The following is a 23,175-nucleotide window of genomic DNA, read 5'->3' on the forward strand; positions in this document are numbered from 1 at the left end:
TGGCCGCGCTCCCAAACTCTGCGAGGATGTGACCATGGCTGACGTTCTTTCCGTCGAGGCGCCGGCCGGCGCAATTGCCCTGGCCGAGACGAGCCGGGGCACCGAGCGGTTGCACCGGGCAATCTTCATCGGCCTTGCCGCGGTGCTGCTGGTCGCGCCCTACCTTGCCTATCCCGTCTTCGTGATGAAGGTGCTGTGCTTTGCGCTGTTCGCGCTCGCCTTCAATCTGCTGCTCGGCTATGGCGGCCTGCTCTCCTTCGGCCATGCCGCCTATTTCGGCATGTCGAGCTATGTCTGCGCCTATGCTGCCAAGAATTGGGGCCTGACGCCGGAACTCGCCATCCTCTCGGGCGTGCTGGTCTCGGCCGTGCTGGGCCTGGCTTTCGGCGCGCTAGCGATCCGCCGGCAAGGCATCTATTTCGCCATGATCACGCTGGCGCTCGCCCAGATGGTGTTCTTCTTCTCGCTGCAGGCGCCGAAGTTCACCGGCGGCGAGGACGGCATCCAGGCGGTACCTCGCGGCAAGCTCTTCGGTCTGATCGATCTCACCGGCGACAGGGCTCTCTACTACGTCGTCGCGATCATCTTCATGGCCGGGCTGCTGTTGATCTACCGCATCATCCACTCGCCTTTCGGCCAGGTCTGCAAGGCGATCAGGGACAACGAGCCGCGCGCGATCTCGCTCGGCTACCGCGCCAACCAGTACAAGCTCGCCGTCTTCGTGCTCTCGGCCTCCCTCGCCGGGCTCGCCGGTGCGACAAAGGCAATCGTCTTCCAGCTCGCCTCGCTGACCGACGTGCATTGGTCGATGTCGGGCGAGGTCGTGCTGATGACGCTGGTCGGCGGGCTCGGCACCGTGTTCGGGCCGATCGTCGGGGCGCTCGTCATCGTCTCCATGCAGAATTATCTCGCGAGCCTCGGCGCCTGGGTCACGGTGGTGCAGGGCGTGATCTTCGTGGTCTGCGTGCTGCTCTTCCGCGAAGGCATCGTGGGCGTGATCGCGAAGAAGATCGGGCGGCCGCTGTAGGCGCCGAGGCCGTTTTGGCGAGGCATGCCCCTCCCCACCGTGTCATCCTGGGCGACCGAAGGTCGTCCCGGGATCCATCGCAGGGCCGATCCTTGTAATGGATTTGGCTCTAGGATGGATCCCGGAGCTGCGCGGCTTCGCCGCTTGTCCAGGATGACGGCGCGGATTTGATCGACCTTGCCGGCCGTTACCGCCCGCGCATCAGGAAGGCCGCGACGGCGGCCCGGTCGGCCTCGTCGTCGAGCCCCTGCGGGCTCATCCAGCCGCCCTTGAACATCGCATCGGGGTCGGCGAGATAAGCGCTCAGGCGGGCCTCGTCCCAGATGACGCGCTTGGCGCGCGCCGCCTTGAAGGCAGGCGAGTAGTCGAAGCCCTCGGCCGAGCCGACGACGCGCCCCTTCAGCCCGGCCAGATGCGGCCCGGCCATGCCCTGCTTGGCGGGATCGAGGCTATGACAGGATTTGCAGGGCTCGAACAGCGCCTCGCCGCGCGCCAGATCCTGCGCCGCGGCAAACCCGCCCGAGAACGCGAGCGCCACGGCCGCCACGATGGTCGACGCCGACCTCACGCCTGTTTCACCGTCTGGATGCGCACGAGCCGGTCATTGCCGCTCTCGCCGCCCCAGGCCTCGCCGGAGCGGCCATCCATCTGGCGGACATTGGCGCCAGCCTTGTCGCTCGGGAAGCTGTTGAAAGCCTCGGTGACCGGATCGAAATGCACGATGGCGTTGGCGCTGAAATCGGTCAGCCAGACCTTGTCGGCGTCGTCGACATAGACCGAATAGGCGCGCGGCTTGTCGCCCGGCAGTTTCCAAGTCTTCCAGCTCTTGCTCAGCGTGTCATAGGCCGAGACATTGCCGGAATTCCATTCACTGACCCAGACCCGGTTCTTCGAATCGGACCAGACGCGGCGCGCGCCCTGTCCGGGAGTCGGCGGTTCGACCACCGTGACCTGGGCCGTGCCGGTGTCGATCCTGGCGATGTGGTTTCCGGCGAGCGAGGCGTACCAGACCTCGCCCGAGGGTGTCAGGGTGATGCCATAGGCGCCCGCCCCGCGCGGCGCGTCCCAGACCTCCATCTTGCGCATCTTCGGATCGAAGCGGCCGATGATGCCGTTCTGGCCGGTGAACCAGAGGATGCCGCTCTTGTCGAAGACGCCGGTGTTGAGGTTCGCCCTCGCCCTGCCTTCCGGCAGCTTGAAAAGCTCGACCTCATGGGTCTTGTCGTCGACACGGGCGATGGCGTTCTGGCCGCCTTCCGTCACCCAGGCCGCGCCGTCGGGCCCGCGGATGACGCCATGGGGCGCCGCGCCCCGGCCGAGTTCGACCACCTTGAGCTGGCCGGAGCGCGGATCGAAACGCCCGAGCGTGCCATTGCGCTGGCCGCAGACCCAAAGCGTTCCGTCGCCAGCATCGGTGACGTCGCGGGAGCCCTTGATCGCGGGAATATCGAAATAGCTGACAGCGAATTTCGTCTCGGTCGTCTCGGCTGCGATCGCGGCGGTCCGGCCGATCAAGGCAGGGGCGGCAAGCCCAGTGAGGCCGAGCTGGAGAAAGGAACGGCGCAACATGGAGCGTCTCCTTCGTCAGGCAGAGGCTAGAGCAACGTCCGACCTCGCTGGATCGTTCGATGGCTCCAATCTTTTATTTCAATGCGCTTTCTTCGAAAACGCCCCGGGATAGTGCTTGGCTCCTTGAGTAAACCGACATGATGGTGAAACCGGGACGATGCAACTTGCACTGCCCAGCCTCGCGCAGCTTCAGCGGATCAGCTTCGCCGCGGCGCGGAACTGCGGATGGGCCGCGGTCCTGAGCCATTCGAACACCACCATTTCGGTGGTGACGATCTCGGCGCCATGGCGCGCCATGCGCGCGACCGCGACCTCCTTGGATTCAGGCGCGCGCGAACCGATCGCATCCTGCACCACGGCGACGCGGCGGCGATGCTCGAGCAGGCTCAAAACGGTCTGGCCGACACAGACATGCGCCTCGCAGCCGCAAATGACGAGCTGCGCATCGCCGGCCAGCGCCTCGAGGAAGGCGGGTTCCGCACAGGAATCGAAGCTCATCTTGGCGATCACGGGGCCGGCGCCCGCGAGCTCCGGCACCGTGCCGCCGAGCCCGGTCGGATTCTGCTCGGTCATCAGCACCGGCACCGCCAACAGCCCGGCAGCATCGACCAGGCGCCGGGCGTTCGCGACCAGGCGCGCACCGTCATAGATCGCCGGCATCAGGCGCGCCTGGTAATCGATGACGACGAGGATGGCGTCGGTGGCGGAAAGCAGGGTCATGACTGCCTCTTTCAACAGCGGTTTCGTATAAGAGCGCACCGAAGAACCGTTCGGTGCCACCATGCTAGAGTATTTCCGCTTTTCTCCGAAGTGCGGAAAATGCTCTAGCTCCTTGTTCTATCGCCTTTTCTTCACGCGAACTGGTGCCCACTTCGCTCGAAAATGCTCGACTGTCACGCCCGGCCGGAAACCAGAAAGGGAAAAGGAAACGCCATGCCACAGATGATCTTCGTCAACCTGCCCGTGAAGGATCTCGACGCCTCGGTCGCCTTCTTCACGGCGCTCGGCTTCTCGTTCAATCCGCAATTCACCGACGAAACCGCGACCTGCATGGTGATCAGCGACACCATCTTCGCGATGCTGCTGACCCATGAGAAATTCCTCAGCTTCTCGCCCAGGCCGATCGCCGATACGAGCCAGGCGGTCGAGGTGCTGACCTGCCTCTCCCGCGACAGCCGGGCGGATGTCGACGCCATGGTCAAGGCGGCGCTGGCGGCCGGCGGCACGACCTATAAGGAGCCGCAGGATTGCGGCTTCATGTATGGCCACGGCTTCCAGGATCTCGACGGCCATGTCTGGGAGCTGATGTGGATGGACCCCGCCGCCGTGCAGGGGTGAAGGCTGACGCGCTCGTCATGCTCGGGCTTGACCCAAGCATCTCGGGACCAGCCTCTTCCTTCACGAGCTTCCCGGGTCCGCGCTCTGCGCGGCCCGGGAATGACGCCTTGCGTCAGTTCCCTCCCGCCGCGCGCTTGGGCACGCCGGCGAGCCAGGTGCCCATCTCCCTGGCCCAGAACGTCGCAAGCCCGGTCGTGCCGTGGCCGCGTGTGTCCTCGCTTGCCGGGATCAGCAGCAGCTTGCCATTGGCGAGGCGCTTCAACTCGCGCTCCATGATGCCGGTCTCGGGCGGGTTGCGCTCGTCATCGGCAGAGTTGATCGCCAGCAGCGGCGCCTTGATCGCGCCCAGGCCTTGCGAGGCGTCGTAGTCGCGTGAGGAATCCCACTGGTAGAGGAAGTCGTTGGCATCGGCGCTAAAGGCGGCCTTCAGGCGCTCGTCGAGCAGCGCGTCGGCAGCCGCGCGCGTCGGCGCCAGCTTCTGATAGGCGAGCGTTCCGCCGCTGGTGGCGATACCGAAGAAGACATTGGCCGTGCGGAAAGCCGGCGGCTGCGTGGTGTAGTCGCCGCCCTTCCACTCCGGATCGTTGCGGACGGCGTCGATGATCATGCGCCGCATCATCCAGTTGCGGCTCGACATCGGCGTCGGCTGCGAAGCCATCGGCACCAGCGCGTCCATGAAATCGGGATGCCGGACGCCCCAGAGCCAGACATGCATGCCACCCATCGAATTGCCGAGCACGAGCCGGACATGGCGCAGCCCCAACCCCTCGCTGACCAGCTTGTGCTGGGCTGCGACCATGTCCTCGTAATTATAGCGTGGGAACTTCACCTTCAGCCCGTCGGAAGGCTTGGAGGAGGCTCCGGCGCCAATCGAATCCGGCAGGATGATGAAGTATTTCGCCGCGTCGAGCGGTTGGCCCGAGCCGAATAATTCGCCCGCAAAAGCCGGTGTCAGCAGGCTCGCCGCCGAACCCGCCGTGCCGTGCAGGATCACCACCGGTTCGCCCGCGGGGTCGCCGATGGTGGCGTAGCCGAGCTTCAGTTCGGCCAATGTCTCGCCGCTCTGAAAGCGGAAATCCCTGGCCACCCAGACACCGCGCTTGGGCGCGGGATAGTCGGCCGCCGAGGCCGCCATCGCGACGATGGACAGGATGAAGGCCGCGACCGCGCGGCGCGGCCAGCTTGCGATGGTCATGATGGTGGCACCTTCGTTGTCGCCGCCACGGCTTGCCGCCGGGCGATCCTCCCTTGAACGAAGGATCGCGCCGAACAAGGGACGAGGCAAGGGAGGCGCTGCGCAGGGATCGAGCCGCCTCAGCCCTGTCTGACAGGTGTCTCGGCGATCTCGTGGTGACCGATGGCGCGTTCGAGGCCGTCGGGCCCACGCACGCGATACTGCTCTTCCTTGTTGTCGCGCGGCGGCATTACCCGCAGGATCTCGTAGAGGCCGAGCCTTGCCTGATTGGCGAAACCCGGTTCGAGATTGACCAGGTCACCCGGCTTATATGGCTGACTGGCCATGTCATCATCCTCCGTGAGACGGATTAAGGCGTTGGAACAGTTGCGCGGCGTCTAGAAGTCCGCGGGCGTCAGGCGGTGATAGCTAGCCCGGTGCCGGGCATAGGCGTTCGAGGCCGCCTTCAAGATCGTGTCCCGGTTCCGATCGAAGACATCGAGCACCTGCGCCTGACTGTCATTGATGCCGGAACCCAGCTTGCGCAAGGCGTTCATCTCGATCTGGAAGGTGATCTCCAGCGAAGCATCCGAGCCCCAGAAGCTGACGCAGGAGCGCCCTGCGTCGAAACTACGGACCGGGTTGGGAAAATTCAGCGCCATGGTCGGCCTGCTTTCTTGCGGTTGCCTGTCACGACCAGCTTCAGGATGCCAGCGCCGCAGCCTGCTGATCCACGGCCCGGAAGTGCGGCCGAGCCAGAGCGCGTGGGCCACCAATGACCGGCGCAAGCGTGCACCGAACGCAGCGAGCGCCCGCTCCACTGTGTATGTGCGCCGTCGGCTCCCGAGGGGCTCAAGCAAGCTGATCGTTTTCTCAAGGACGGTCAGGTCAGAACAGATCAACCGCGGGGCGGCTTGTTCTCGACGACCGTTCCTCGGACATGGGGAAGGCAGCCGCGCATTGTAAGGGCCGCGCAATAATAAGGCTTGGGCCTTGCGAACAAGGCTTGGGCCTCGCAGGACTGGCCGGTCCGCTATGCAGCGGCGGCACGTCCCGCCTCTGGCGCATGGCATGCCCCAGCCTTACAAGTCTGCCATTCTCCCAACGCACGGGCAGGCCGAGTGACCATGGACAAACGGGTCGAGACGGCGGCGCATTCGGCGCCCCTTACCCATGAGGATATTCGCAGCATCCTGTTCGGCATCATGCTCGCCATGTTGCTGGCGGCGCTGGACCAGACCATCGTCGCCACCGCGATGCCGACGATCGGGCGCGAGCTCAACGACGTCACGCATCTTCCCTGGGTGGTGACGGCCTATCTGCTCGCCTCGACCGCGGTGACGCCGCTCTACGGCAAGCTCGCCGACATCCATGGCCGGCGGGTGACGCTGCTTTCGGGCATCGTCGTCTTCGTCGTCGGCTCCGTGGCGTGCGCGCTTGCTCCGAACCTCTGGCTCCTGGTGATCGCGCGCTTCGTCCAGGGGTTGGGCGGCGGCGGGCTGATCGCGCTGGCGCAGACCATCATCGCCGATATGGTCTCGCCCAAGGAACGGGGCAAATACCAAGTCTATTTCGCCGCCGTCTTCATGGCCTCCTCCGTGCTCGGCCCGGTTCTCGGCGGCGTCATCGCCGAGGCGCTGCACTGGTCGGTGATCTTCTGGATCAACCTGCCATTGGGGCTTGCCGCCTATTGGATGACGAGCTCGGCATTGAAGCGGCTCCCGCGCCATGAGCGACCGCACAAGCTCGACGTCGCTGGCGCCCTGCTGATGACCAGCGCGACGATGACGCTGCTGCTCGCGCTCTCCTGGGGTGGCACCTATTATCCCTGGGCCTCGGCCCGGATCATCGGACTCGTGGCCTTCTCGGTCGTGTTGTGGGCCGTCTTCGCCTGGCGGCTGCGGACGGCGGCCGAACCGCTGATCCCGCTCGACCTCCTCGCCAATCCGGTGGTGCGGATGGGCACGACCGCCGCGGGCTTCGGCATGGGCACCTTCATCGGCCTGACGATCTATCTGCCGCTCTATTTCGAGACGGTGGCGGGGATGAGCGCGTCAGCCTCGGGACTCGGCCTCCTGCCATTGACCTGCGGCACCGTGATGGGCGCGACCTTGTCGGGCCGCTCACTGACACGACTGACGCATTACAAGCGCGTGCCGGTGGCGGGGTTGAGCGTCGCGACATTGGGAGCGGCGCTGCTGACGATTTATGCCGGGCAGATGCCGCTCCTGCCCTTCTCGCTGACGCTGGCGGTGATCAGCCTGGGGCTCGGCACCATGCTGCCGGTGGCGACGGTCTCGATCCAAAACGCTGTGCTGCCGCATCAGCTCGGCACAGCGACGGCGATCGCGAACTTCTTCCGCCAGATCGGCGGGGCGCTGATCGTGGCGGTGTTCGGCGCGATCGTGCTCGGCGGCGTCGGTGGAGCCGGCGTCGGGCTCTCCCCCGAAGCGCTGAAGCTGGGAACGGTCGATCGCGCGACGATGATCGAGCTGTTCCGCTATGTTTTCGCGGCGACCTGCTTCGGCTTCGCGATGGCGCTGCTGCTGATGGTGCGGATGAAGGAACTGCCCCTGCGCAGCAGCGCGGTGGAAGCGGCGAAGGCGGCCGGCGGCGAATAACCGGAACAGTCGCCGCCCCCGCGCGTTCGCCAAGAGCCCGCCGCATCGCCGCGGCGGGCTTCGTCACGCCTTCACGCAGGAGCATCCCATGTCCGATCTCGTCGTCATCGTCTATCCGAGCGAGGCCCGCGCCGAGGAAATGCGCCAGAAGGTCGTCTCGCTGCAGAAGGAATATCTGATCGAACTCGGCGATGCCGCCATCGCGGTGATGCATGAGGGCGGCAAGATCAAGTTGAACCAGCTGCTCAACACCACCGCGCTCGGCGCCGTCTCAGGCTCGTTCTGGGGTCTGCTGATCGGCGCGATTTTCCTGATGCCGATGTTCGGCGCGGCGCTGGGCGCGGCCTCGGGCGCGCTCGGCGGGGCGCTGACCGATTACGGCGTCAATGACGGCTTCATGAAGGAGCTCGCCGCCAACCTCCAGCCGGGCAATGCCGCGCTCTTCCTGCTGATCAACAAGATGACCGCCGACAAGGTGCTCGACGCCGTCAAGGGCACGGGGGGCGTGGTGCTGAAGACCTCGCTCGACCACAGCCGTGAGCAGCAATTGCGCGACGCGCTGGCGGGCGTGACGGCGGCGACTCCGGAAGCCGGCGCATCGACGCCAGTGGGCTGAGGAGCCTGCTCGTCATGGTCGGGCTTGACCCGACCATCTTGGAAACCAGTGTCCGACCGTCACGTCATTCTTGGGTCGAAGCTTCGCTTCGCCCAAGAATGACGGCTTCTGTAATCGGGCCCTCGCCGTCAAGCGAAAACCCCTTACACGTTCGCCGTTGAGCATTTCGGGGTGGGAAGCGGCCCCTTCTCCGCGAACTCTGCTATAGTAGCTCATGGCGCTCACAATCTACGGATCACCCCGCTCGCGCACCATGCGCACCCTCTGGATGGCTGAGGAGCTCGGTATCGATTACGATCATGTTTCGGTGAACTGGGATGACCCTTGGCTGAAGACCGACGAGTTCCTGACGATCAATCCCGCGGGAGCCGTGCCCACAATCGACCACAACGGCTTCGGCCTGGGAGAGTCTCTGGCGATCAATCTCTATTTGGCCAAAACGTTTAGTCCTCCGAGCGGAGAAGGACTATATCCTTCGGACCCACGTGTTGAGGCGAATGTTTGGCGTTGGTCGCTTTGGGCTCAGCAACATCTCGAACCTTGGGTCAGACGTGACGGTGGGAAGCCGGTCTACAGCGGAGCTACGGCCGGCTTCGCCCTTGCCGAAGCGCACAGGGAACTGGACCGCCTCGATGCGACGTTGGCAGCTCGGGACTGGCTGGCGGCCGACCGGTTTACGGTCGCCGACTTCAACGTCGCCTGCGTGCTCTCGCCTTCCCGGACGCCGTGGCTTGAAATGGAGCGCCATACGCCAACCGCCGCTTGGCTAGAACGATGCTACGGCCGTCCTGCGGCTAGGTCGGTTCGTGCGAGGTTCAACGCAGCACCGCGATAGGTGGCGATCAAGCTTAGAGGCATGACGGCTGCCAACGTCGCCTTTGGATCGAAAGTTCTCATTCCCCAGTCACGCTGCGGGCGCGCCCGAGGTTCGCTCACATTCTGGTCTCGCACTCACACGCCACAAGCCCGCAGCAGGGCAACGCCGCGCTGTTCGTGCTGGTCAAGCGCGTGACCGGCGACAAGGCGCTCGAAGCCATCAAGGGCACCGGCGGCGTGATGCTGAAGACCTCACTCGACCATCGCGCGAACGGGCCCTGCGCGACGCGCTGGCCGGTGTGACGGCGGCGGATCCGGAAGCCGGCGCATCGACGCCAGTGGGCTGAGGCATCGGTCGCGTCATTGCGAGCGTAGCGAAGCAATCCAGGGGGACGTCGAGCGAGACGCTCTGGATTGCTTCGTCGGCCACGTCTCCTCGCAATGACGAGAAGGCAATGCGATCAGTCGCGCAGCAATTCGTTGATGCCGGTCTTCGAGCGCGTCTGGGCGTCGACCGTCTTGACGATGACGGCGCAGGAGAGCGAGGGGCCGGGCGTACCGTCCGGGAACGGCTTGCCGGGCAGCGAGCCCGGGACCACCACCGAATAGGGCGGCACCTTGCCGATATGGATCTGGCCGGTTGCGCGGTCGACGATCTTGGTCGAGGCCGAGATGAACACACCCATCGAGAGCACCGAGCCCTCGCCGACGATCACGCCCTCGACCACCTCGGAGCGGGCGCCGATGAAGCAGTTGTCCTCGATGATGGTCGGGTTGGCCTGCAGCGGCTCGAGCACGCCGCCGATACCGACGCCGCCCGAGAGATGGACGTTCTTGCCGATCTGGGCGCAGGAGCCGACCGTTGCCCAAGTATCGACCATGGTGCCGCTGTCGACATAGGCGCCGATGTTGACGAAGGACGGCATCAGCACGACGTTCGGGGCGAGGAAGGAGCCCTTGCGCGCGGCGGCCGGCGGCACGACGCGGAAGCCCGCGGCGCGGAAGCGGTTCTCGCCCCAGCCTTCGAACTTTGAGGGCACCTTGTCCCAGAACACGCCTTCGCCGGGGCCATTGGCGATGATCATATTGTCGGTCAGGCGGAAGGAGAGCAGCACCGCCTTCTTCAACCATTGATGCACGACCCACTCGGCGCCGATCTTCTCAGCGACACGGGCCTCGCCGGCATCGAGCAATTCGATCGCCTGTTCGACCGCCTCGCGGACCGCGCCTTTGGTGTTGATGCCGATCTCGGAGCGAGCCTCCCAGGCGGCGTCGATGGTAGCGGCGAGATCGGTGAGGGACGTCATGGCTCGGCTCTTTCTCGTCATGGTCGGCCCTGTGCCGACCATCCACGTCTGGCGGCGTGGACGATTGATCGAAGGCGTGGATGCTCGGGACAAGCCCGAGCATGACGGCCGGAGCGATGGCGGATGAGGGCGGCGGCGTCAAGGCGCAAGGATCTATGCGGGAACGCCAGGCCCGAATACCGGTTATGCTGTAGCCACTATGCCCAGCGCACCGGAGGGGACCATGAAACTCATTGCCATGTGCTTGGCCTTATGCCTGTTGCTGACCATGCCGCTCGACGCTGCGCTCGCGCAATCGCGGCCTTCAACCACGAACCGGCCCTGCAGCGTCAACCGGCAGAGCGTCGCGGCGAACGGCGCGATCGTGCTCGGCACCGGCGGCTACACCTATGACCGCTTCGTCGCCAACCGCAGCTTTTGCGAGTTCGACGAGGGGGTAGAGCCCGCCTGGGTGCCGAGCCGCGACACGCCGAGCTGCTTCATCGGCTATCGCTGCAAGAGCCGCGATCCGATCTGGCGCGATTGACGCGCGGCTGTTGCTTTCGCCGCCAGCCTGGCTTCTGTTCGCCGCGACCGTGGGAACACCGGCGACGAAAGCGCCAGACAGGATTCGTGCATGCGCCTCTGGATCAAGAACCCGCTCGGCATCGTCGCGGATAATGCCGGCGGCGGGATCGTCGTCGATGGCGCGATCATCGCCGAGCTCGTGCCGGCAGCCGGCTCCCCTGCCCTGCCCATCGATGCGGTCTTCGACGCCTCGCACCATGTCGTGCTGCCCGGCCTGATCAACACGCATCACCATTTCTACCAGACGCTGACGCGAGCCCATCCGGCCGCGATCGATCGCGAGCTGTTTCCCTGGCTGACCGCACTCTACCCGCTCTGGGCGAGATTAACGCCCGATGACCTGCGGTTGGCGGTCCGCGTCGCGCTGACGGAGCTTTTGCTCTCAGGCTGCACCACAGCGGCGGACCATCATTACCTCTACCCGAAGGGGCTGGAGAACGCCGTCGACATCGCGGTCGAGGAGGCGCGGGCTCTGGGCATCCGCGCCACGATCTCGCGCGGCTCGATGAACCTGTCGCAGAAGGATGGCGGCCTGCCGCCCGACAGCGTCGTCCAGGACGAGGAAACGATCCTGAGCGACAGCGAGCGGGTGCTTTCCCTGTTCCACGATCCTGCGCCGGGCAGCATGGTCCAGATCGCGCTCGCACCCTGCTCGCCCTTCTCGGTGACGCCAGCGTTGATGAAAAAGAGCGCGGAGCTGGCAGCACGCTTCGATGCACCGCTGCACACCCATCTCGCCGAGACCAGGGACGAGGACGCCTATTGCCTCGAAGTCTATGGCAAGCGCCCGCTCGACCTGCTGGAGGAGACCGGCTGGATGCGGCCAAAGACCTGGCTGGCGCATGGCGTGCATTTCAGCTGCGAGGAATGCGAAAGGCTGGGGGCAGCCGGCGTCGGAATCTGCCATTGCCCGACCTCGAACGGGGTGCTGGCCTCCGGCTTCTGCCGGACGCGTGAATTGGAGGCAGCCGGAGCGCCGCTCGGCTTAGGCGTCGACGGCTCGGCCTCCAATGACGGCTCGAACCTGATGGAGGAGTTGCGCCACGCACTTCTGATCAACCGCCTCCGCTATGAGAGCGCCACGGCTGTGACCGCGCGCGACGTGATCCGCTGGGCGACGGAGGGCTCGGCGCGCTGCCTTGGACGCTCCGACATCGGGCGGATCGCGCCCGGCCTGCAGGCGGATCTGGCGCTGTTTTGCCTCGACGAATTGCGCTTTTCCGGTGCGCATGACCCGGTCGCGGCGCTGGTGCTGTGCGGCGCGAACCGGGCCGACCGGGTGATGGTCGCCGGCGCCTGGCGGGTGATCGACGGGGCCGTGCCGGGGCTCGATCTGGCAGCGCTGCGGCGCTCGCATGGGGCAGCGGCAAGACGTTACGCCTGAGCGGGATCCGTTTCCGATCCAATTGGATCGGAAACGGATCCCCTCTTTGTTTTAACGCGTTTTCTTCACGCAAACCGGTGTCCACTTCGCTCGAAAACGCTTTCGTCGCTCGGAATCTTGACGCATTTCTCGGCTTGATTCCTGGCGGATCACGGCCAAGGGAGTCAGGCGCCATGAAGATCGGTTTGATCGCGGCATTGGGGTTGGCTCTTCTCGGCAGCGGCTGCGTCACGATCGCCGAGCGACGCGCGCTCGATGAGGAGCGCTGCCGCTCCTACGGCTTCCGCCCCGGCACCGACGGCTATGCGAATTGCCTGCTCCATATCGAGCTCGACCGCTCGGCAAGCCGCAGGGTCTGGGTCGAGCGCGACTACTATGGCCCCTATTACGGCTACGGCTTCGGTTACGGTTTCCGGCGCTGGTGACAGCCCACCCCGGGTCTTTGTTTTGACGCGTTTTCTTCACGCGAACCGGTATCCACTTCGCTCGAAAACGCTCTAGCTCGCGGGCGGCCCGTCGCGCTCCAGCCTGAAATCGCGCAGTCGCGGCAGCCTGGCATGCAGCCGGTGCAGGAAGCCGGTAAGCTGCGCCTTTTCCTCCGCCGTGAAACCCTCGAGCAGCAGGCGCTCGCGGGCGGTGGCGAGCGCGATCAATTCGTCATGCAGGGCATAGCCGCTCGGCGTCAGCTCCAGCACCTGCCGGCGGGCGTCGCGATCGTCGGGGCGCTCGGTGACATGGCGGGCGGCGACCAAGGCCGCGACGCTGCGGCTGACTGCACCCTTGTCGAGCCCGATCACCTCGCAGATGCGCTGCGCCGCGATCGCCGGCTCGATGGCGAGCTGCGAGATGACGCGCCATTCGGTGACGCCGACGCCGAAACGCTCAAGATAGAGCCGCGACGAGCTGCGCGACCAGGTGTTGGAAATTGCGGTCAGGAAATAGGGAACATAACCGCCGAGATCGAGAACATCCCGCTCCGGGCCGGCAGCGGCCTTGTGGCGCTTCGTCGAGGGCATGGCGCATCCAGAGGAGTCAGGCCCGGTATCTCACACGCCGCTGCAGGATGCGGCAAGCACGATGAACCGGCGCATCTCGTAGAGCCCGCCTTGCTGTAGAGCCTATCCTGGCCGAGGCCTTGCATGCGCGCAGGCCCGCCATACGGGGAAGCCCGTGGCGCCGGCGCGGATGCCGGGCATACTGCGCCTCACGACCAAATCATCTGCCTGACCCAAGATCTCCTGTCTGACCCACGACTTCCTATCTGACCAAGGAACCAGCCCATGCCGACCCCTGCCTACGACATCATCATCCGTGGCGGCACGCTTGCGACGGCGACGGATGTGTTCAAGGCCGATCTCGGCATCCAGGCCGGGCGCATCGCCGCGATCGGGCTCGACCTGCCCGCCGGGGCGCAGGAGATCGACGCGAAGGGCAAGCTCGTCTTGCCCGGCGGCGTCGACACCCATTGCCATATCGAACAGCTCTCGGGCAGCGGGCTGATGAGCGCCGACAATTTCGAGACCGCGACGCGCTCGGCGGCTTTCGGCGGCACAACCTCGGTGATTTCCTTCGCCGCCCAGCATCGCGGCGCCAACCTCGCCAGCGTGGTCGAGGATTATGCGGCCCTGGCCAAGAAGGGCGCGATCATCGACTACGCCTTCCATCTGATGGTGGCGAACCCCGACGAGCAGACCGTCACGCAGGATCTGCCGACGCTGATCCGCGCCGGGCACCGCTCGGTCAAGGTCTTCATGACCTATGACGCCGTGCAGGTCGATGACGGACAATTGCTCGATGTGCTGGTGGCGGCGCGCTCGGCGGGAGCGCTGGTCTGCGTCCATGCCGAGAATCACGGCCTGCTGAAATGGATGGGCGAGCGCTTGATGAAGCGTGGCTACACCGCGCCGAAATACCATTCCGTCAGCCACCCCCAGGCGGCCGAGGTCGAGGCCTTCCACCGCCTGATCGCCTTCTCGGAACTGCTCGACCAGCCGATCTGCATCTTCCACGTCTCGACCGCCGAAGGCGCCAAGGTGATCCGCGAGGCGCGCGGACGCGGCGTCAAGATCTATGCGGAAACCTGCCCGCACTATCTCTTGATGACCGCCGCCGAACTCGACAAGCCCGGCATCGAGGGCGCGAAATGGGTCTGCTCGCCGCCGCAGCGGGGTTTGAGCGACCAGGAGGCGCTGTGGCAGGCGCTGGCGCTCGGCGACCTGCAGATTCTCTCCTCCGACCATGCGCCTTACCGCTTCGACGAAACCGGCAAACTGAAATACGGCCCCAATCCCGGCTTCAAGCAGATCGCCAACGGCATGCCGGGGTTGGAAATGCGGCTGCCCGTATTGTTCGACGCCATGGTGAGCAAGGGCCGGCTCGGGCTGAAGAAATTCGTCGAACTGACCTCAACCGCCCCGGCCCAGATCTACGACCTGCCGGGCAAGGGCTCGCTCGCCATCGGCATGGATGCCGACATCGCGATCTGGGACGCCGGCCGCAAGGTCGTGCTCGCCGACAACCTGCACGACAACACCGGCTACAACCCCTTCGCGGGGCGCACCATCACCGGCTGGCCGGAGACGGTGCTCAGGCGCGGCGAGGTCGTCGTCACACAGGGCACGCTGAAGGCGCAGCCGGGCTCGGGCCGATTGATGCTGCGCGAGGCCGGCGAGGCAACCCGACCGACCGGGACGCTCTCGCCCGAATTCGACCCGGCGCGGAATTTTGGCGCCAAGCTGTATTGATGCGAACGCCCTTCCGTCATTCCGGGCGCAGCGAAGCGGAGACCCGGAATCCATCGTAGAGTGCGTCGCTCTTCGATGGATTCCGGATCGGCGCCGCTTCGCGGCTTGTTCGGAATGACGGTGTGGTTCAGGCAAATATCCGTATTCTGAAGGAGCCCTCATGGCCGGCACCATCTTCGTCATCAACCCGAACTCGACCGAGGCTGTCACCGCCGGCATCGACAAGGCGGTCGAGCCGCTGCGCTCGGCGGACGGCCCCAAGATCGCCTGCCTGACACTGACCGAGGGACCTCCGGGCATCCAGTCGCAGCGCGACGCCGACGGCGTCGTCGGGCCGCTGCTGAAACGGGCGGCCGGGTTGGAGAACGAGGCGGCAGCCTTCATCGTCGCCTGCTTCAGCGACCCCGGCATGCATGCGCTGCGCGAGCAGAGCCGCCACCCGGTGCTCGGCATCGCGGAATCGGGCGTGTTCCAGGCCTTGACGCTCGGCCAGCGCTTCGGCGTGATCGCAATCCTGCCGAGCTCGATCCAGCGGCATCTGCGCTATTTCGGCGCCATGGGCGTGATGGGGCGCTTTGCCGGCGATCTCTCGATCGGGATGGGCGTGACCGAGCTCAGCGATGCGGAGAAGACGCTGGAGCGCATGACCGCGACCGGCAAGACGCTGCGCGATACACATCATGCCGACGTCATCGTGATGGGCTGCGCCGGCATGGCACGCTTCCGCCGGCCGCTGGAGGAGGCGCTCGGCGTGCCGGTGGTCGAGCCGACCCAGGCCGCGACCGCTATGGCCGTGGGGCGGGTGCGCCTCGCCGCGGCGTAGAGCAGGATGCGAAGCAGTGGGCACCGGTTTTTCGCATTGATCCGGCTCTCACTTTTAGATGAGAGCTGCGCCCAGGCGGAATTTTTGCAAGCTCACGGGAACCGGGCGGGCGCAGCGGCGTTGCACTGCCGCCGCTCTCTCTCCCGGAGTTCTCGCCGTGGATCAGGATCGCATCGTCCAGATCGCCAGGGCCATGTGCCGCGCCGCGCGCATGGACCCGGACAAGCCACCTGCGATCCAGGCTATCCGCGAAGAAATGCGATTTGCGCAGGCCGACGCGGATGCGTCTCTTTTGCCTGCCTGGCGGTATTTTCAGCCGGAAGCAGCCGCCTTCGTCGCGCGTCATCGCCTGCGGACGAAGACGGCCTGAACGGAGACGCGCTGCAGGGAGGTGCTACTCCTCTGCCTCGTCCAGGCGCATCTCGAAGGCCAGCATCGCATCGGCGAGTGCCGCGAGTTCGGCGTCGCGCTCCGGGCTCTCGGGCGAGGCGCTCAGTTCCTGGGCGCGCTCCTGGGCGCGCTGATAATCTTCTTCGGTATGGACGACGATCGGCTGCTTCATCGTCACAATCGGCACTGCGATTGTGGCGCCTTCATGAGCGCCGCCACAATCTCCACGACACCCCGCGCCACGACGCCCCGCCGGCTATTCCAGGCATAGGAACAGTCTATTAGCCCGGCGAATATCTCCTGACCTATGGTTGGCCCCGCAGTATCCGCCGCGCTCGCCAGGGCAACGGCGGCACTGAAAGTCCACGGCCAAACCCGCCAGAGATGAAGCGGCGCGCCGAGAGGGCCGGCACCATAAAAACAGGGGACAAGATCGATGGCACGGTTGGGATTGGCATCATTCATGGGCGGCATCGCCCTGACGCTGCTGGGGCTCTCCGCCCCGCCGGCACTCGCCGGCAAGGCCGACGACACGCTCAACGTCGCCTTCGCGCTCGAGCCCGAGGCGCTCGACACCTACAAGATCGCCGGCCGCGAGGGGCTGATCCTGGCCCGGCACATCTATGACGGCCTGCTCTACAAGGATCTCGACACTGGCGAGATCAAGCCGGCGCTGGCCAAGGCCTGGCGCTTTACCGACCCGATGACGATGGAGTTCGATCTCCGCGAGGGCGTGACCTTCCACAACGGCGCGAAGTTCACCGCCGACGACGTCGTCTACACGCTCAACACCGTGCTCGACCCGAATTACGGCACGCGCTTTCGCATCGCCATCGACTGGATCGGAAAGGTCGAAAAAGTCTCGGAATTCCAGGTCCGCATCAAGATGGCGAAGCCTTTCGCCGGCGCAGTCGAGATGCTGGCCGATGCGCTGCCGATCTATCCGGCCGCCTATTTCAAGGAGGTCGGCTCGGCCGGCATGGCGGCCAAGCCCATCGGCACCGGCCCCTACAAGCTCGTCGAGATGACGCCGGGCATCCGCTACGCCTTCGAGCGTTTCGACGCTCACTATGCCGGCAGCTCCAAGGGCAAGCCGGCGATCGGCAAGATCGTCGTGCGCACCATCCCTGAGCTCAACACCCAATTCGCCGAGCTTCTGGCCGGCAAGCTCGACTGGAGCTGGCGCATCCCGCCCGACCAGGCGGCGCGGCTCGCAAGTCGTATCCAGATCGTCAACGGCCCGATCATGCGCATCGCCTATGTCGGCCTCAACGTGACCGCCAAGGGCAAGGACTACCCGACCAAGAACCTGCTGGTGCGCCGCGCCATCAACCATGCCGTCAACCGCGAGGCGATCGTGAAAGCCTTCGCCGGCGGCGCCTCGCAGGTACTGAACGCGGCCTGCAACCCCAAGCAGTTCGGCTGCGCGCAGGATGTCGCGACTTACGCCTATGATCCGGCCAAGGCCAAGGCGCTGCTGAGCGAAGCCGGCTTGCCCAACGGCGTCGATATCGAGATGGTCTTTGCCGCGATGCCGCGCCCGGTCGCCGAGGCGGTCGCCTCCGACCTCGCCAAGGTCGGCATCCGGGTGACGCTGAACGAGCAGCAATATGCGGCCGGCGTGCAGAAATGGCGCGCGGGCGAATTGCCGGCCTTCTTCACCAATTGGGGCAGCTACGGCACCGGCGACGTCGCCTTCATCATCTCGAACTTCTTCGGCGGCGGCGCCGACGACCTCGTCCAGGACAAGGAGGTGATCGATCTCGTCACCGCCGCCGACACGGCGCAGGACCGGGCTCTGCGCCAGGAGAACTACGCCAAGGCGCTGAAGAAGATCGCCGACCAGGCCTATTGGCTGCCGATGTACGACTTCAACATCAATTACGGCCTGTCGACGGCACTCAACTTCAAGCCGCACCCCGACGAGTTCGCCCGCTGGTGGCTGTCGAGCTGGAAGTAGGGTCCCGAGCAGCGGGCCGTCACTCTGGGCGCCCGAAGGGAGACCCGGGATCCATCGGAGGGCTCCGGCGCCTGACGATGGATTCCGGATCGGCGCCGCTTTCGCGGCTTGTCCGGAATGACAGCGTGTTCGGGTTAGACGTCACGCGCTCACACAGCCTCTGGATGGAACCGCCATGCTGCCCTTTCTCGCGCGCCGCCTGATCGTCGCCGTCCTCGTCGCGCTCGCTGTGTCGATGGTCGCGTTCGGGCTGATGTTCGTCGCCGGTGATCCGGCGGTCGTACTCGCCGGCCAGGCCGGGCGGGCCCAGGATGTCGAGATGATCCGGCAAGCTTATGGGCTCGGCCGGCCGCTGCCGGTGCAGTTCCTCGGCTGGATCGGCCGGGCGCTGACGGGCAATTTCGGCACGAGCCTGTATTTCAACCTGCCGGTCGCCACGATCATCGGCGAGCGCTTGCCGGTGACATTGATGCTCGGCAGCGCCGCCTTCCTGCTCGCCATGCTGATCTCGGTGCCGCTCGGCATCGCCGCCTCGCTCAAGCCCGGCGGCCTGCTCGACCGCACCGCGTTGCTGCTCGCCGTGCTCGGACAGGCGATCCCGAGCTTCTGGCTCGGGCTGATCCTGATCGTCGTCTTCGGCGTCTGGTGGGACCTGGTCCCGATCTCGGGAACGGAGAGCTGGCAGGGCTATATCCTGCCCGTGATCGTGCTGAGCTATTACGCCATGCCGGCGCTGATGCGCCTGACACGAGCGGGCATGATCGAGGTGCTCGGGGCCGATTATATCCGCACCGCCCGCGCCAAGGGGCTGGCGCAATTGCGCATCCTGATGGTGCATGCGCTGCGCAACGCCGTGCTGCCGCTGGTTTCGCTGGCGGCGGTGCAATTCGGCATGATGCTCTCGGGCTCGATCGTGATCGAGAGCGTCTTCGCCATCAACGGGCTCGGCCGCCTCGCCTGGGAATCGCTGCTGCGCAGCGATCTGCCGGTGGTGCAGGCGATCATCCTGATCCTGTCGCTGATCTATGTGACGCTGACGACGGCGGCCGACCTGGTCAATGCCTGGCTCGATCCTCGCCTGAGGAGCGCCTGATGACGGTGCTCGACCTCGACAGCCGCATCCTGCAACGGCGCAAGCTCTGGCGGCGTGTCAGTCGCAGCACCGGCATCCATCTCGGCGGCGGGCTCCTGGCACTGATCGCCGCCATCGCGCTGTTCGCCCCCCTGCTCGCGCCGCATGATCCAATCGCGCAGGATCTGACGCGCCGGCTGCTGCCGCCCTTCTGGCAGGCCGGCTCCGACCCGGTGCATTGGCTCGGCACCGACCATCTCGGGCGCGACTATCTCTCGCGATTGATCTTCGGCGCGCGGGTCTCGCTCGGGATCGGGCTCGGCGTGACGCTCTGCGCCGGGTTGATCGGCACGATGCTCGGGCTGCTTGCCGGCTATTTCGGCGGCAGGACCGATATGCTGATCAGCTTCATCATCACGACGCGGCTGTCCTTGCCGATCGTACTGGTCGCGCTCGCCGCCGTCGCGCTCGGCGGCGCCTCGCTGCAGACGCTTGCCATCGTGCTCAGCCTCCTGCTCTGGGACCGTTTCGCCGTGGTGGTGCGCTCGGCGACGCAAGGGTTGCGCAACCGCGAATTCGTCCAGGCCACCGTCTCGTTCGGCGCTTCCAGCCTGCATGTGATGCTGCGCGGCATCCTGCCCAATCTGCGCAACACGCTGATCGTGGTGGCGACGCTGGAGGTCGCCAATGTCATTCTGCTGGAGGCGGCCCTGTCGTTCCTGGGCCTGGGCGCAAGGCCGCCGACGCCGTCCTGGGGGCTGATGATCGCCGAGGGACGCGAGCACATCCTGTTCGATCCCTGGCTGATCGCCTTGCCCGGTTCGGCGCTCTGCCTGCTCATCCTTGCCGTCAATCTGCTCGGCGACGGCGTGCGCGACGCGCTCGATGCCACGAGCTCCTGAACCCGCCCCGGCCGCTCCCGAAAGCGAGCGGCACGCACCCTGCATGGACAGCCCGAGCTTGACGCGCGGCTCAAGCTGCGTTGCCATCCCGTTTCGTGGTGGCGGCACGGCTGCGCGTGTCGGCGTGCAGGCCAGGCCGAAGGGAGAGTTCGTGACGGCAAAGCGCCCGAAACTGCATCACCTGAACTGGAATCTCCTCCACACCTTCCTGGTGATCGTCGAGGAGCGCAGCATCACGCGTGCCGCCGACCGGTTGCTGGTGCGCCAACCTTCGGTCAGCGCCGCGCTGCAGCGGCTGGAGGAGACGCTTGGCGGCCAGCTCGTGCAGCGCGACAGCCGCCGCTTCGTCCTGACCAAGCGCGGCGAGCTCTTGCACAAGGAATGCGTCGACATCTATCGCAGCGTCGCCCGCATCGGCGAAAAACTCTCGGAAGAACATGACGAACTGACCGGGCTCGTGCGCGTCCAGTTGATCACGCATATGGTGCTGCCGGCCTTCGACCGGGCGCTGTCATTGATGAGCCGCCGCCATCCCGGCGTCACCGTGCGGGTCGAGGTCGCGAGCAGCCAGGACATCGTCCGCTCCGTTTCGCAAAGGCTGAGCCCCTTCGGCTTCTGCCTGCTGCCCAACCCGCTCGCCGGACTGAATTGCCGCCATCTATTGCGCGAGGAGTTCGGCATCTTGTGCGGGCGCGACCACGCGCTCCACGGCCGGGCCGGCGTGGCGCTGCACGAGCTCGCCGACGAGCCCTTCATCGCACTCGCCTGCGGCCAGGACGGCGCGCTCGAGCCCATGGTCTCGCTGCGCGAAGGCGCGGGGCTGGGCAGCCGCACGGTCGGCGCGAGCCCCAATCTCGAGGAGGTCGCGCGCATGATCGCGGCTGGCATGGGCATCGGCATCCTGCCGCTCGCCTCGGTGCAGGACGCGATCGACACCGGCACACTCTGGAACTTGTCGGGTACGGGCGGGGAACTTGGCGCCGATCTCTATTTCGTCAGCAGCCCGGCCATGGGGCTCAGCGCGGCCGAGCTCGCCTTCCAGCGCCTGTTCGAGGACATGCTGGAGGCCGAAAGCGCGCCACCCGAAATTATCGACAACCCGCTGATCGCGGGGCTGACTCTGCCGCTGGCTTGACCAAACCAAAACCCGTCGGTCATCTCTCCGAACAGGCGTCGGTCATGTCCCCGGTCTAAACACTTGTGCCGACCATCCACGTCTCCGCTGGTCGAGGATCGTATTCAAGACGTGGATGCTCGCCACAAGGGCGAGCATGACGAACTTGAGCAGCGTCGTATTCATGAGTTCCGGGTTCGCGCCTTCGACGCGCCCTGGAATGACGCTGTGTTTCTCCGCAAACGCGGCAAGGCCTACCGATCCGCCCGCTCCAGCACGCATTGCAGGAGCACGTTCAGCCCCGGCTCCAGGTCATCGCGCGTGCAGAGCTCGCCATTGTTGTGGGTGATGCCGCCCTGGCAGGGGGCGAAGATCATCGTCGTCGGCGCATGGCGGGCGATGTAATAGGCGTCGTGCCCGGCCTGGCTCAGAATATCCATGTGGCGATAGCCGAGGGCTGCCGCCGAAGCACGGACCTGATCGATCAGCTCCTGCGCGAAGATGCGCCCGCCCCATTTCCAGATATCGAGGATCTCGACACCGCAATCGGCCTTCGCGGCCGCCTCGAAAGCGGCGCGGCGCATGCGCTCGGCCATCACCTCCGAGGTCACCGGGTCGGGATGGCGGACATCGCCCACCGCCTGGGCCCAGTCGGAGAGGATACCCGGCTTGTTGGGCCAGGCGACGAGCCGCGCGGCCGTGGCCTTGCCGCCGCTGCCGGCATGGTCCCAGCCGAGATCATCGACCGCCACGAGGAAGCGCGCGCCGGCAAGCAGCGCGTTCTTGCGCCGCTCCATCGGCCAGGGACCGGTATGGGCGGTCTCGCCCTTGAACTCGACCAGCATGCCGGTCGAGGGGAAACCGCCAGTGACGACGCCGAGCTGCATGCCCTCGCGATCGAGGATCGGGCCCTGCTCGATATGGAACTCGAAATAAGCGTCGAAGGCGTGGGGCTTGTCCTCCATCTCGCCGAGATAGCCGATGCGCTCAAGCTCCGCGCCGATCGTCTTGCCGTCGTCATCAACGCGCCCGCGCGCCCAGTCCAGCGCATAGGCACCGGTGAAGGCGCCGGAGCCGACCATGGGCGGCGAGAAGCGCGCGCCCTCCTCATTGGTCCAGTTGACCACCTCGATCGGCCGGCGCGTGCGCTTACCCAGCGCATCGAGCGTGCGGCAGACCTCCAGCCCCGCCAGCACGCCGGCGATGCCGTCGAAGCGGCCGCCATTGAACTGGGTATCGAGATGGCTGCCCATCACCACCGGCGGCAGGCTGTCCTCGGTTCCGCTCCGGCGCGCGAAGATGTTGCCGATGCCGTCGACGCGGACGCTCAAGCCGGCCTCGCGGCACCAGGCGACGAACTGATCGCGCACCTGCTTGTCGGAATCCGACGCCGCCAGGCGCGACAGGCCGCCCGGGCGGCCCGGGCCGATCTCGGCGGAGCGCTCGATCGTCGTCCAGAAACGTTCGATGTCGATGCGGGCTTCGCTCGGCACAGGCATGGCGATCTGCTCTCGGATATGCGTTTCGGCGGGGGCCCCGCTCGCCGGACAGGTTGGGTCACCGTCCGGATAAGGATAGTTGGCGACGGCCCGGTTCCTGGCAAATAGATATTGGCTATGCCTGATATCCGGGCGGTCTCTGGCCAGCGTCAATCATTATCCCGGGCCGGAACCACGCCGTCATTCCGGGGCTTCGCGTAGCGAAGAGCCCGGAACCCAGAACCGATGACTGTTTCGGGATAAGCGTCGAAC

The 23,175-nt window shown here is 65.9% G+C and carries 27 protein-coding genes; 17 read left to right on the forward strand and 10 right to left on the reverse strand.

Annotation, left to right across the window (positions count from 1 at the left end; genetic code table 11):
• The first annotated feature begins 34 nt into the window (after positions 1 to 34).
• A complete protein-coding gene (locus BMZ97_RS14625) occupies positions 35 to 1,027 on the forward strand; it encodes a branched-chain amino acid ABC transporter permease (RefSeq protein ID WP_092170594.1) in 993 nt (330 codons plus the stop codon).
• A 187-nt stretch (positions 1,028 to 1,214) separates the two neighbouring features.
• On the opposite strand, the gene BMZ97_RS14630 is transcribed toward BMZ97_RS14625, so the two are convergent.
• The 3 genes from BMZ97_RS14630 to BMZ97_RS14640 all read right to left on the reverse strand — a co-directional run bounded on the left by BMZ97_RS14630 (position 1,215) and on the right by BMZ97_RS14640 (position 3,316).
• Complete coding sequence (locus BMZ97_RS14630) at positions 1,215 to 1,595, reverse strand: c-type cytochrome (RefSeq protein ID WP_092170596.1); 381 nt, start codon at positions 1,593 to 1,595, stop codon at positions 1,215 to 1,217.
• Positions 1,592 to 2,596: a Vgb family protein gene (locus BMZ97_RS14635; protein WP_244546409.1), complete on the reverse strand. Its 1,005-nt coding sequence runs from the start codon at positions 2,594 to 2,596 to the stop codon at positions 1,592 to 1,594. The genes BMZ97_RS14630 and BMZ97_RS14635 overlap by 4 nt, the downstream gene beginning before the upstream one ends.
• A 189-nt stretch (positions 2,597 to 2,785) precedes the next feature.
• Positions 2,786 to 3,316, reverse strand: a complete 531-nt coding sequence (locus BMZ97_RS14640; protein ID WP_092170598.1) for an isochorismatase family protein — start codon at positions 3,314 to 3,316, stop codon at positions 2,786 to 2,788.
• A gap of 213 nt (positions 3,317 to 3,529) precedes the next feature.
• Here BMZ97_RS14640 and BMZ97_RS14645 point away from each other — a divergent pair, with 213 nt between their 5' ends.
• The gene (locus BMZ97_RS14645; RefSeq protein ID WP_092170602.1) at positions 3,530 to 3,934 is read left to right on the forward strand and encodes a VOC family protein; all 405 of its coding nucleotides are present in this window, start codon (positions 3,530 to 3,532) and stop codon (positions 3,932 to 3,934) included.
• 112 nt (positions 3,935 to 4,046) lie between these two features.
• On the opposite strand, the gene BMZ97_RS14650 is transcribed toward BMZ97_RS14645, so the two are convergent.
• The 3 genes from BMZ97_RS14650 to BMZ97_RS14660 all read right to left on the reverse strand — a co-directional run bounded on the left by BMZ97_RS14650 (position 4,047) and on the right by BMZ97_RS14660 (position 5,770).
• On the reverse strand, positions 4,047 to 5,129 hold the full coding sequence (locus BMZ97_RS14650) for an alpha/beta fold hydrolase (protein ID WP_092171462.1): 1,083 nt from the start codon (positions 5,127 to 5,129) through the stop codon (positions 4,047 to 4,049).
• 119 nt (positions 5,130 to 5,248) lie between these two features.
• Positions 5,249 to 5,455, reverse strand: coding sequence for a hypothetical protein (locus tag BMZ97_RS30750; RefSeq protein WP_139221224.1), 207 nt, complete (start codon positions 5,453 to 5,455; stop codon positions 5,249 to 5,251).
• 51 nt (positions 5,456 to 5,506) lie between these two features.
• Complete coding sequence (locus tag BMZ97_RS14660) at positions 5,507 to 5,770, reverse strand: DUF1488 family protein (protein ID WP_092170608.1); 264 nt, start codon at positions 5,768 to 5,770, stop codon at positions 5,507 to 5,509.
• A 465-nt stretch (positions 5,771 to 6,235) separates the two neighbouring features.
• On the opposite strand from BMZ97_RS14660, the gene BMZ97_RS14665 reads away from it, so the two are divergent.
• The 4 genes from BMZ97_RS14665 (at position 6,236) to BMZ97_RS31820 (ending at position 9,464) form a co-directional block, all read left to right on the forward strand.
• Positions 6,236 to 7,729, forward strand: a complete 1,494-nt coding sequence (locus BMZ97_RS14665) for an MDR family MFS transporter (protein WP_092170610.1) — start codon at positions 6,236 to 6,238, stop codon at positions 7,727 to 7,729.
• Between the two features lie 88 nt (positions 7,730 to 7,817).
• Complete coding sequence (locus tag BMZ97_RS14670; RefSeq protein WP_092170613.1) at positions 7,818 to 8,345, forward strand: DUF1269 domain-containing protein; 528 nt, start codon at positions 7,818 to 7,820, stop codon at positions 8,343 to 8,345.
• A 214-nt stretch (positions 8,346 to 8,559) separates the two neighbouring features.
• The gene (locus BMZ97_RS14675; RefSeq protein WP_092170615.1) at positions 8,560 to 9,180 is read left to right on the forward strand and encodes a glutathione S-transferase family protein; all 621 of its coding nucleotides are present in this window, start codon (positions 8,560 to 8,562) and stop codon (positions 9,178 to 9,180) included.
• A 158-nt stretch (positions 9,181 to 9,338) separates the two neighbouring features.
• Complete coding sequence (locus tag BMZ97_RS31820; RefSeq protein ID WP_348272110.1) at positions 9,339 to 9,464, forward strand: hypothetical protein; 126 nt, start codon at positions 9,339 to 9,341, stop codon at positions 9,462 to 9,464.
• 158 nt (positions 9,465 to 9,622) lie between these two features.
• Here the strand turns inward: BMZ97_RS31820 and dapD are convergent, their stop codons facing one another.
• Complete coding sequence (dapD, locus tag BMZ97_RS14685; RefSeq protein ID WP_092170618.1) at positions 9,623 to 10,468, reverse strand: 2,3,4,5-tetrahydropyridine-2,6-dicarboxylate N-succinyltransferase; 846 nt, start codon at positions 10,466 to 10,468, stop codon at positions 9,623 to 9,625.
• Between dapD and BMZ97_RS31735 the strand changes: the two genes are divergently transcribed.
• The 4 genes from BMZ97_RS31735 (at position 10,467) to BMZ97_RS14700 (ending at position 12,844) form a co-directional block, all read left to right on the forward strand.
• On the forward strand, positions 10,467 to 10,595 hold the full coding sequence (locus BMZ97_RS31735; RefSeq protein WP_280141746.1) for a hypothetical protein: 129 nt from the start codon (positions 10,467 to 10,469) through the stop codon (positions 10,593 to 10,595). The two genes, dapD and BMZ97_RS31735, sit on opposite strands and share 2 nt — an antisense overlap.
• Before the next feature lie 96 nt (positions 10,596 to 10,691).
• The gene (locus tag BMZ97_RS14690) at positions 10,692 to 10,994 is read left to right on the forward strand and encodes a hypothetical protein (RefSeq protein ID WP_244546410.1); all 303 of its coding nucleotides are present in this window, start codon (positions 10,692 to 10,694) and stop codon (positions 10,992 to 10,994) included.
• 90 nt (positions 10,995 to 11,084) lie between these two features.
• Positions 11,085 to 12,419 carry an 8-oxoguanine deaminase gene (locus tag BMZ97_RS14695; RefSeq protein WP_092170624.1) on the forward strand — a complete coding sequence of 445 codons (1,335 nt, stop codon included), beginning with the start codon at positions 11,085 to 11,087 and terminating at the stop codon, positions 12,417 to 12,419.
• A 173-nt stretch (positions 12,420 to 12,592) separates the two neighbouring features.
• Entirely contained in the window at positions 12,593 to 12,844 is a 252-nt protein-coding gene (locus tag BMZ97_RS14700; protein WP_069689820.1) for a hypothetical protein, read from the forward strand.
• A 72-nt stretch (positions 12,845 to 12,916) separates the two neighbouring features.
• Here BMZ97_RS14700 and BMZ97_RS14705 read toward each other — a convergent pair whose 3' ends face one another.
• Positions 12,917 to 13,435 (reverse strand): MarR family winged helix-turn-helix transcriptional regulator, encoded by a 519-nt coding sequence (locus tag BMZ97_RS14705; protein WP_092170626.1) that lies wholly within the window; start codon positions 13,433 to 13,435, stop codon positions 12,917 to 12,919.
• A 264-nt stretch (positions 13,436 to 13,699) separates the two neighbouring features.
• Here BMZ97_RS14705 and hydA point away from each other — a divergent pair, with 264 nt between their 5' ends.
• From hydA to BMZ97_RS14720, 3 genes are all read left to right on the forward strand, one after another.
• The gene (hydA, locus tag BMZ97_RS14710) at positions 13,700 to 15,163 is read left to right on the forward strand and encodes a dihydropyrimidinase (RefSeq protein ID WP_092170630.1); all 1,464 of its coding nucleotides are present in this window, start codon (positions 13,700 to 13,702) and stop codon (positions 15,161 to 15,163) included.
• Positions 15,164 to 15,323: 160 nt separating this feature from the next.
• Positions 15,324 to 15,986: an aspartate/glutamate racemase family protein gene (locus BMZ97_RS14715; RefSeq protein ID WP_092170633.1), complete on the forward strand. Its 663-nt coding sequence runs from the start codon at positions 15,324 to 15,326 to the stop codon at positions 15,984 to 15,986.
• A 157-nt stretch (positions 15,987 to 16,143) separates the two neighbouring features.
• On the forward strand, positions 16,144 to 16,356 hold the full coding sequence (locus BMZ97_RS14720) for a hypothetical protein (protein ID WP_092170635.1): 213 nt from the start codon (positions 16,144 to 16,146) through the stop codon (positions 16,354 to 16,356).
• Positions 16,357 to 16,380: 24 nt separating this feature from the next.
• Here the strand turns inward: BMZ97_RS14720 and BMZ97_RS31250 are convergent, their stop codons facing one another.
• Positions 16,381 to 16,548 carry a hypothetical protein gene (locus tag BMZ97_RS31250; protein ID WP_175525563.1) on the reverse strand — a complete coding sequence of 56 codons (168 nt, stop codon included), beginning with the start codon at positions 16,546 to 16,548 and terminating at the stop codon, positions 16,381 to 16,383.
• Between the two features lie 291 nt (positions 16,549 to 16,839).
• On the opposite strand from BMZ97_RS31250, the gene BMZ97_RS14725 reads away from it, so the two are divergent.
• The 4 genes from BMZ97_RS14725 to BMZ97_RS14740 all read left to right on the forward strand — a co-directional run bounded on the left by BMZ97_RS14725 (position 16,840) and on the right by BMZ97_RS14740 (position 21,445).
• Positions 16,840 to 18,336, forward strand: coding sequence for an ABC transporter substrate-binding protein (locus BMZ97_RS14725; protein ID WP_210188258.1), 1,497 nt, complete (start codon positions 16,840 to 16,842; stop codon positions 18,334 to 18,336).
• A 175-nt stretch (positions 18,337 to 18,511) separates the two neighbouring features.
• Positions 18,512 to 19,429, forward strand: coding sequence for an ABC transporter permease (locus BMZ97_RS14730; protein WP_092170640.1), 918 nt, complete (start codon positions 18,512 to 18,514; stop codon positions 19,427 to 19,429).
• Entirely contained in the window at positions 19,429 to 20,310 is an 882-nt protein-coding gene (locus tag BMZ97_RS14735; protein WP_092170643.1) for an ABC transporter permease, read from the forward strand. Before BMZ97_RS14730 ends, BMZ97_RS14735 begins: the two co-directional genes overlap by 1 nt.
• Positions 20,311 to 20,461: 151 nt before the next feature.
• The gene (locus BMZ97_RS14740) at positions 20,462 to 21,445 is read left to right on the forward strand and encodes a LysR family transcriptional regulator (protein WP_092171464.1); all 984 of its coding nucleotides are present in this window, start codon (positions 20,462 to 20,464) and stop codon (positions 21,443 to 21,445) included.
• A 233-nt stretch (positions 21,446 to 21,678) separates the two neighbouring features.
• On the opposite strand, the gene BMZ97_RS14750 is transcribed toward BMZ97_RS14740, so the two are convergent.
• On the reverse strand, positions 21,679 to 22,923 hold the full coding sequence (locus BMZ97_RS14750; protein WP_092170649.1) for a Zn-dependent hydrolase: 1,245 nt from the start codon (positions 22,921 to 22,923) through the stop codon (positions 21,679 to 21,681).
• Between the last annotated feature and the right edge of the window lie 252 nt (positions 22,924 to 23,175).

The organism is Allobosea sp. OK403 (genome assembly GCF_900113835.1).
Lineage (GTDB): Bacteria > Pseudomonadota > Alphaproteobacteria > Rhizobiales > Beijerinckiaceae > Allobosea.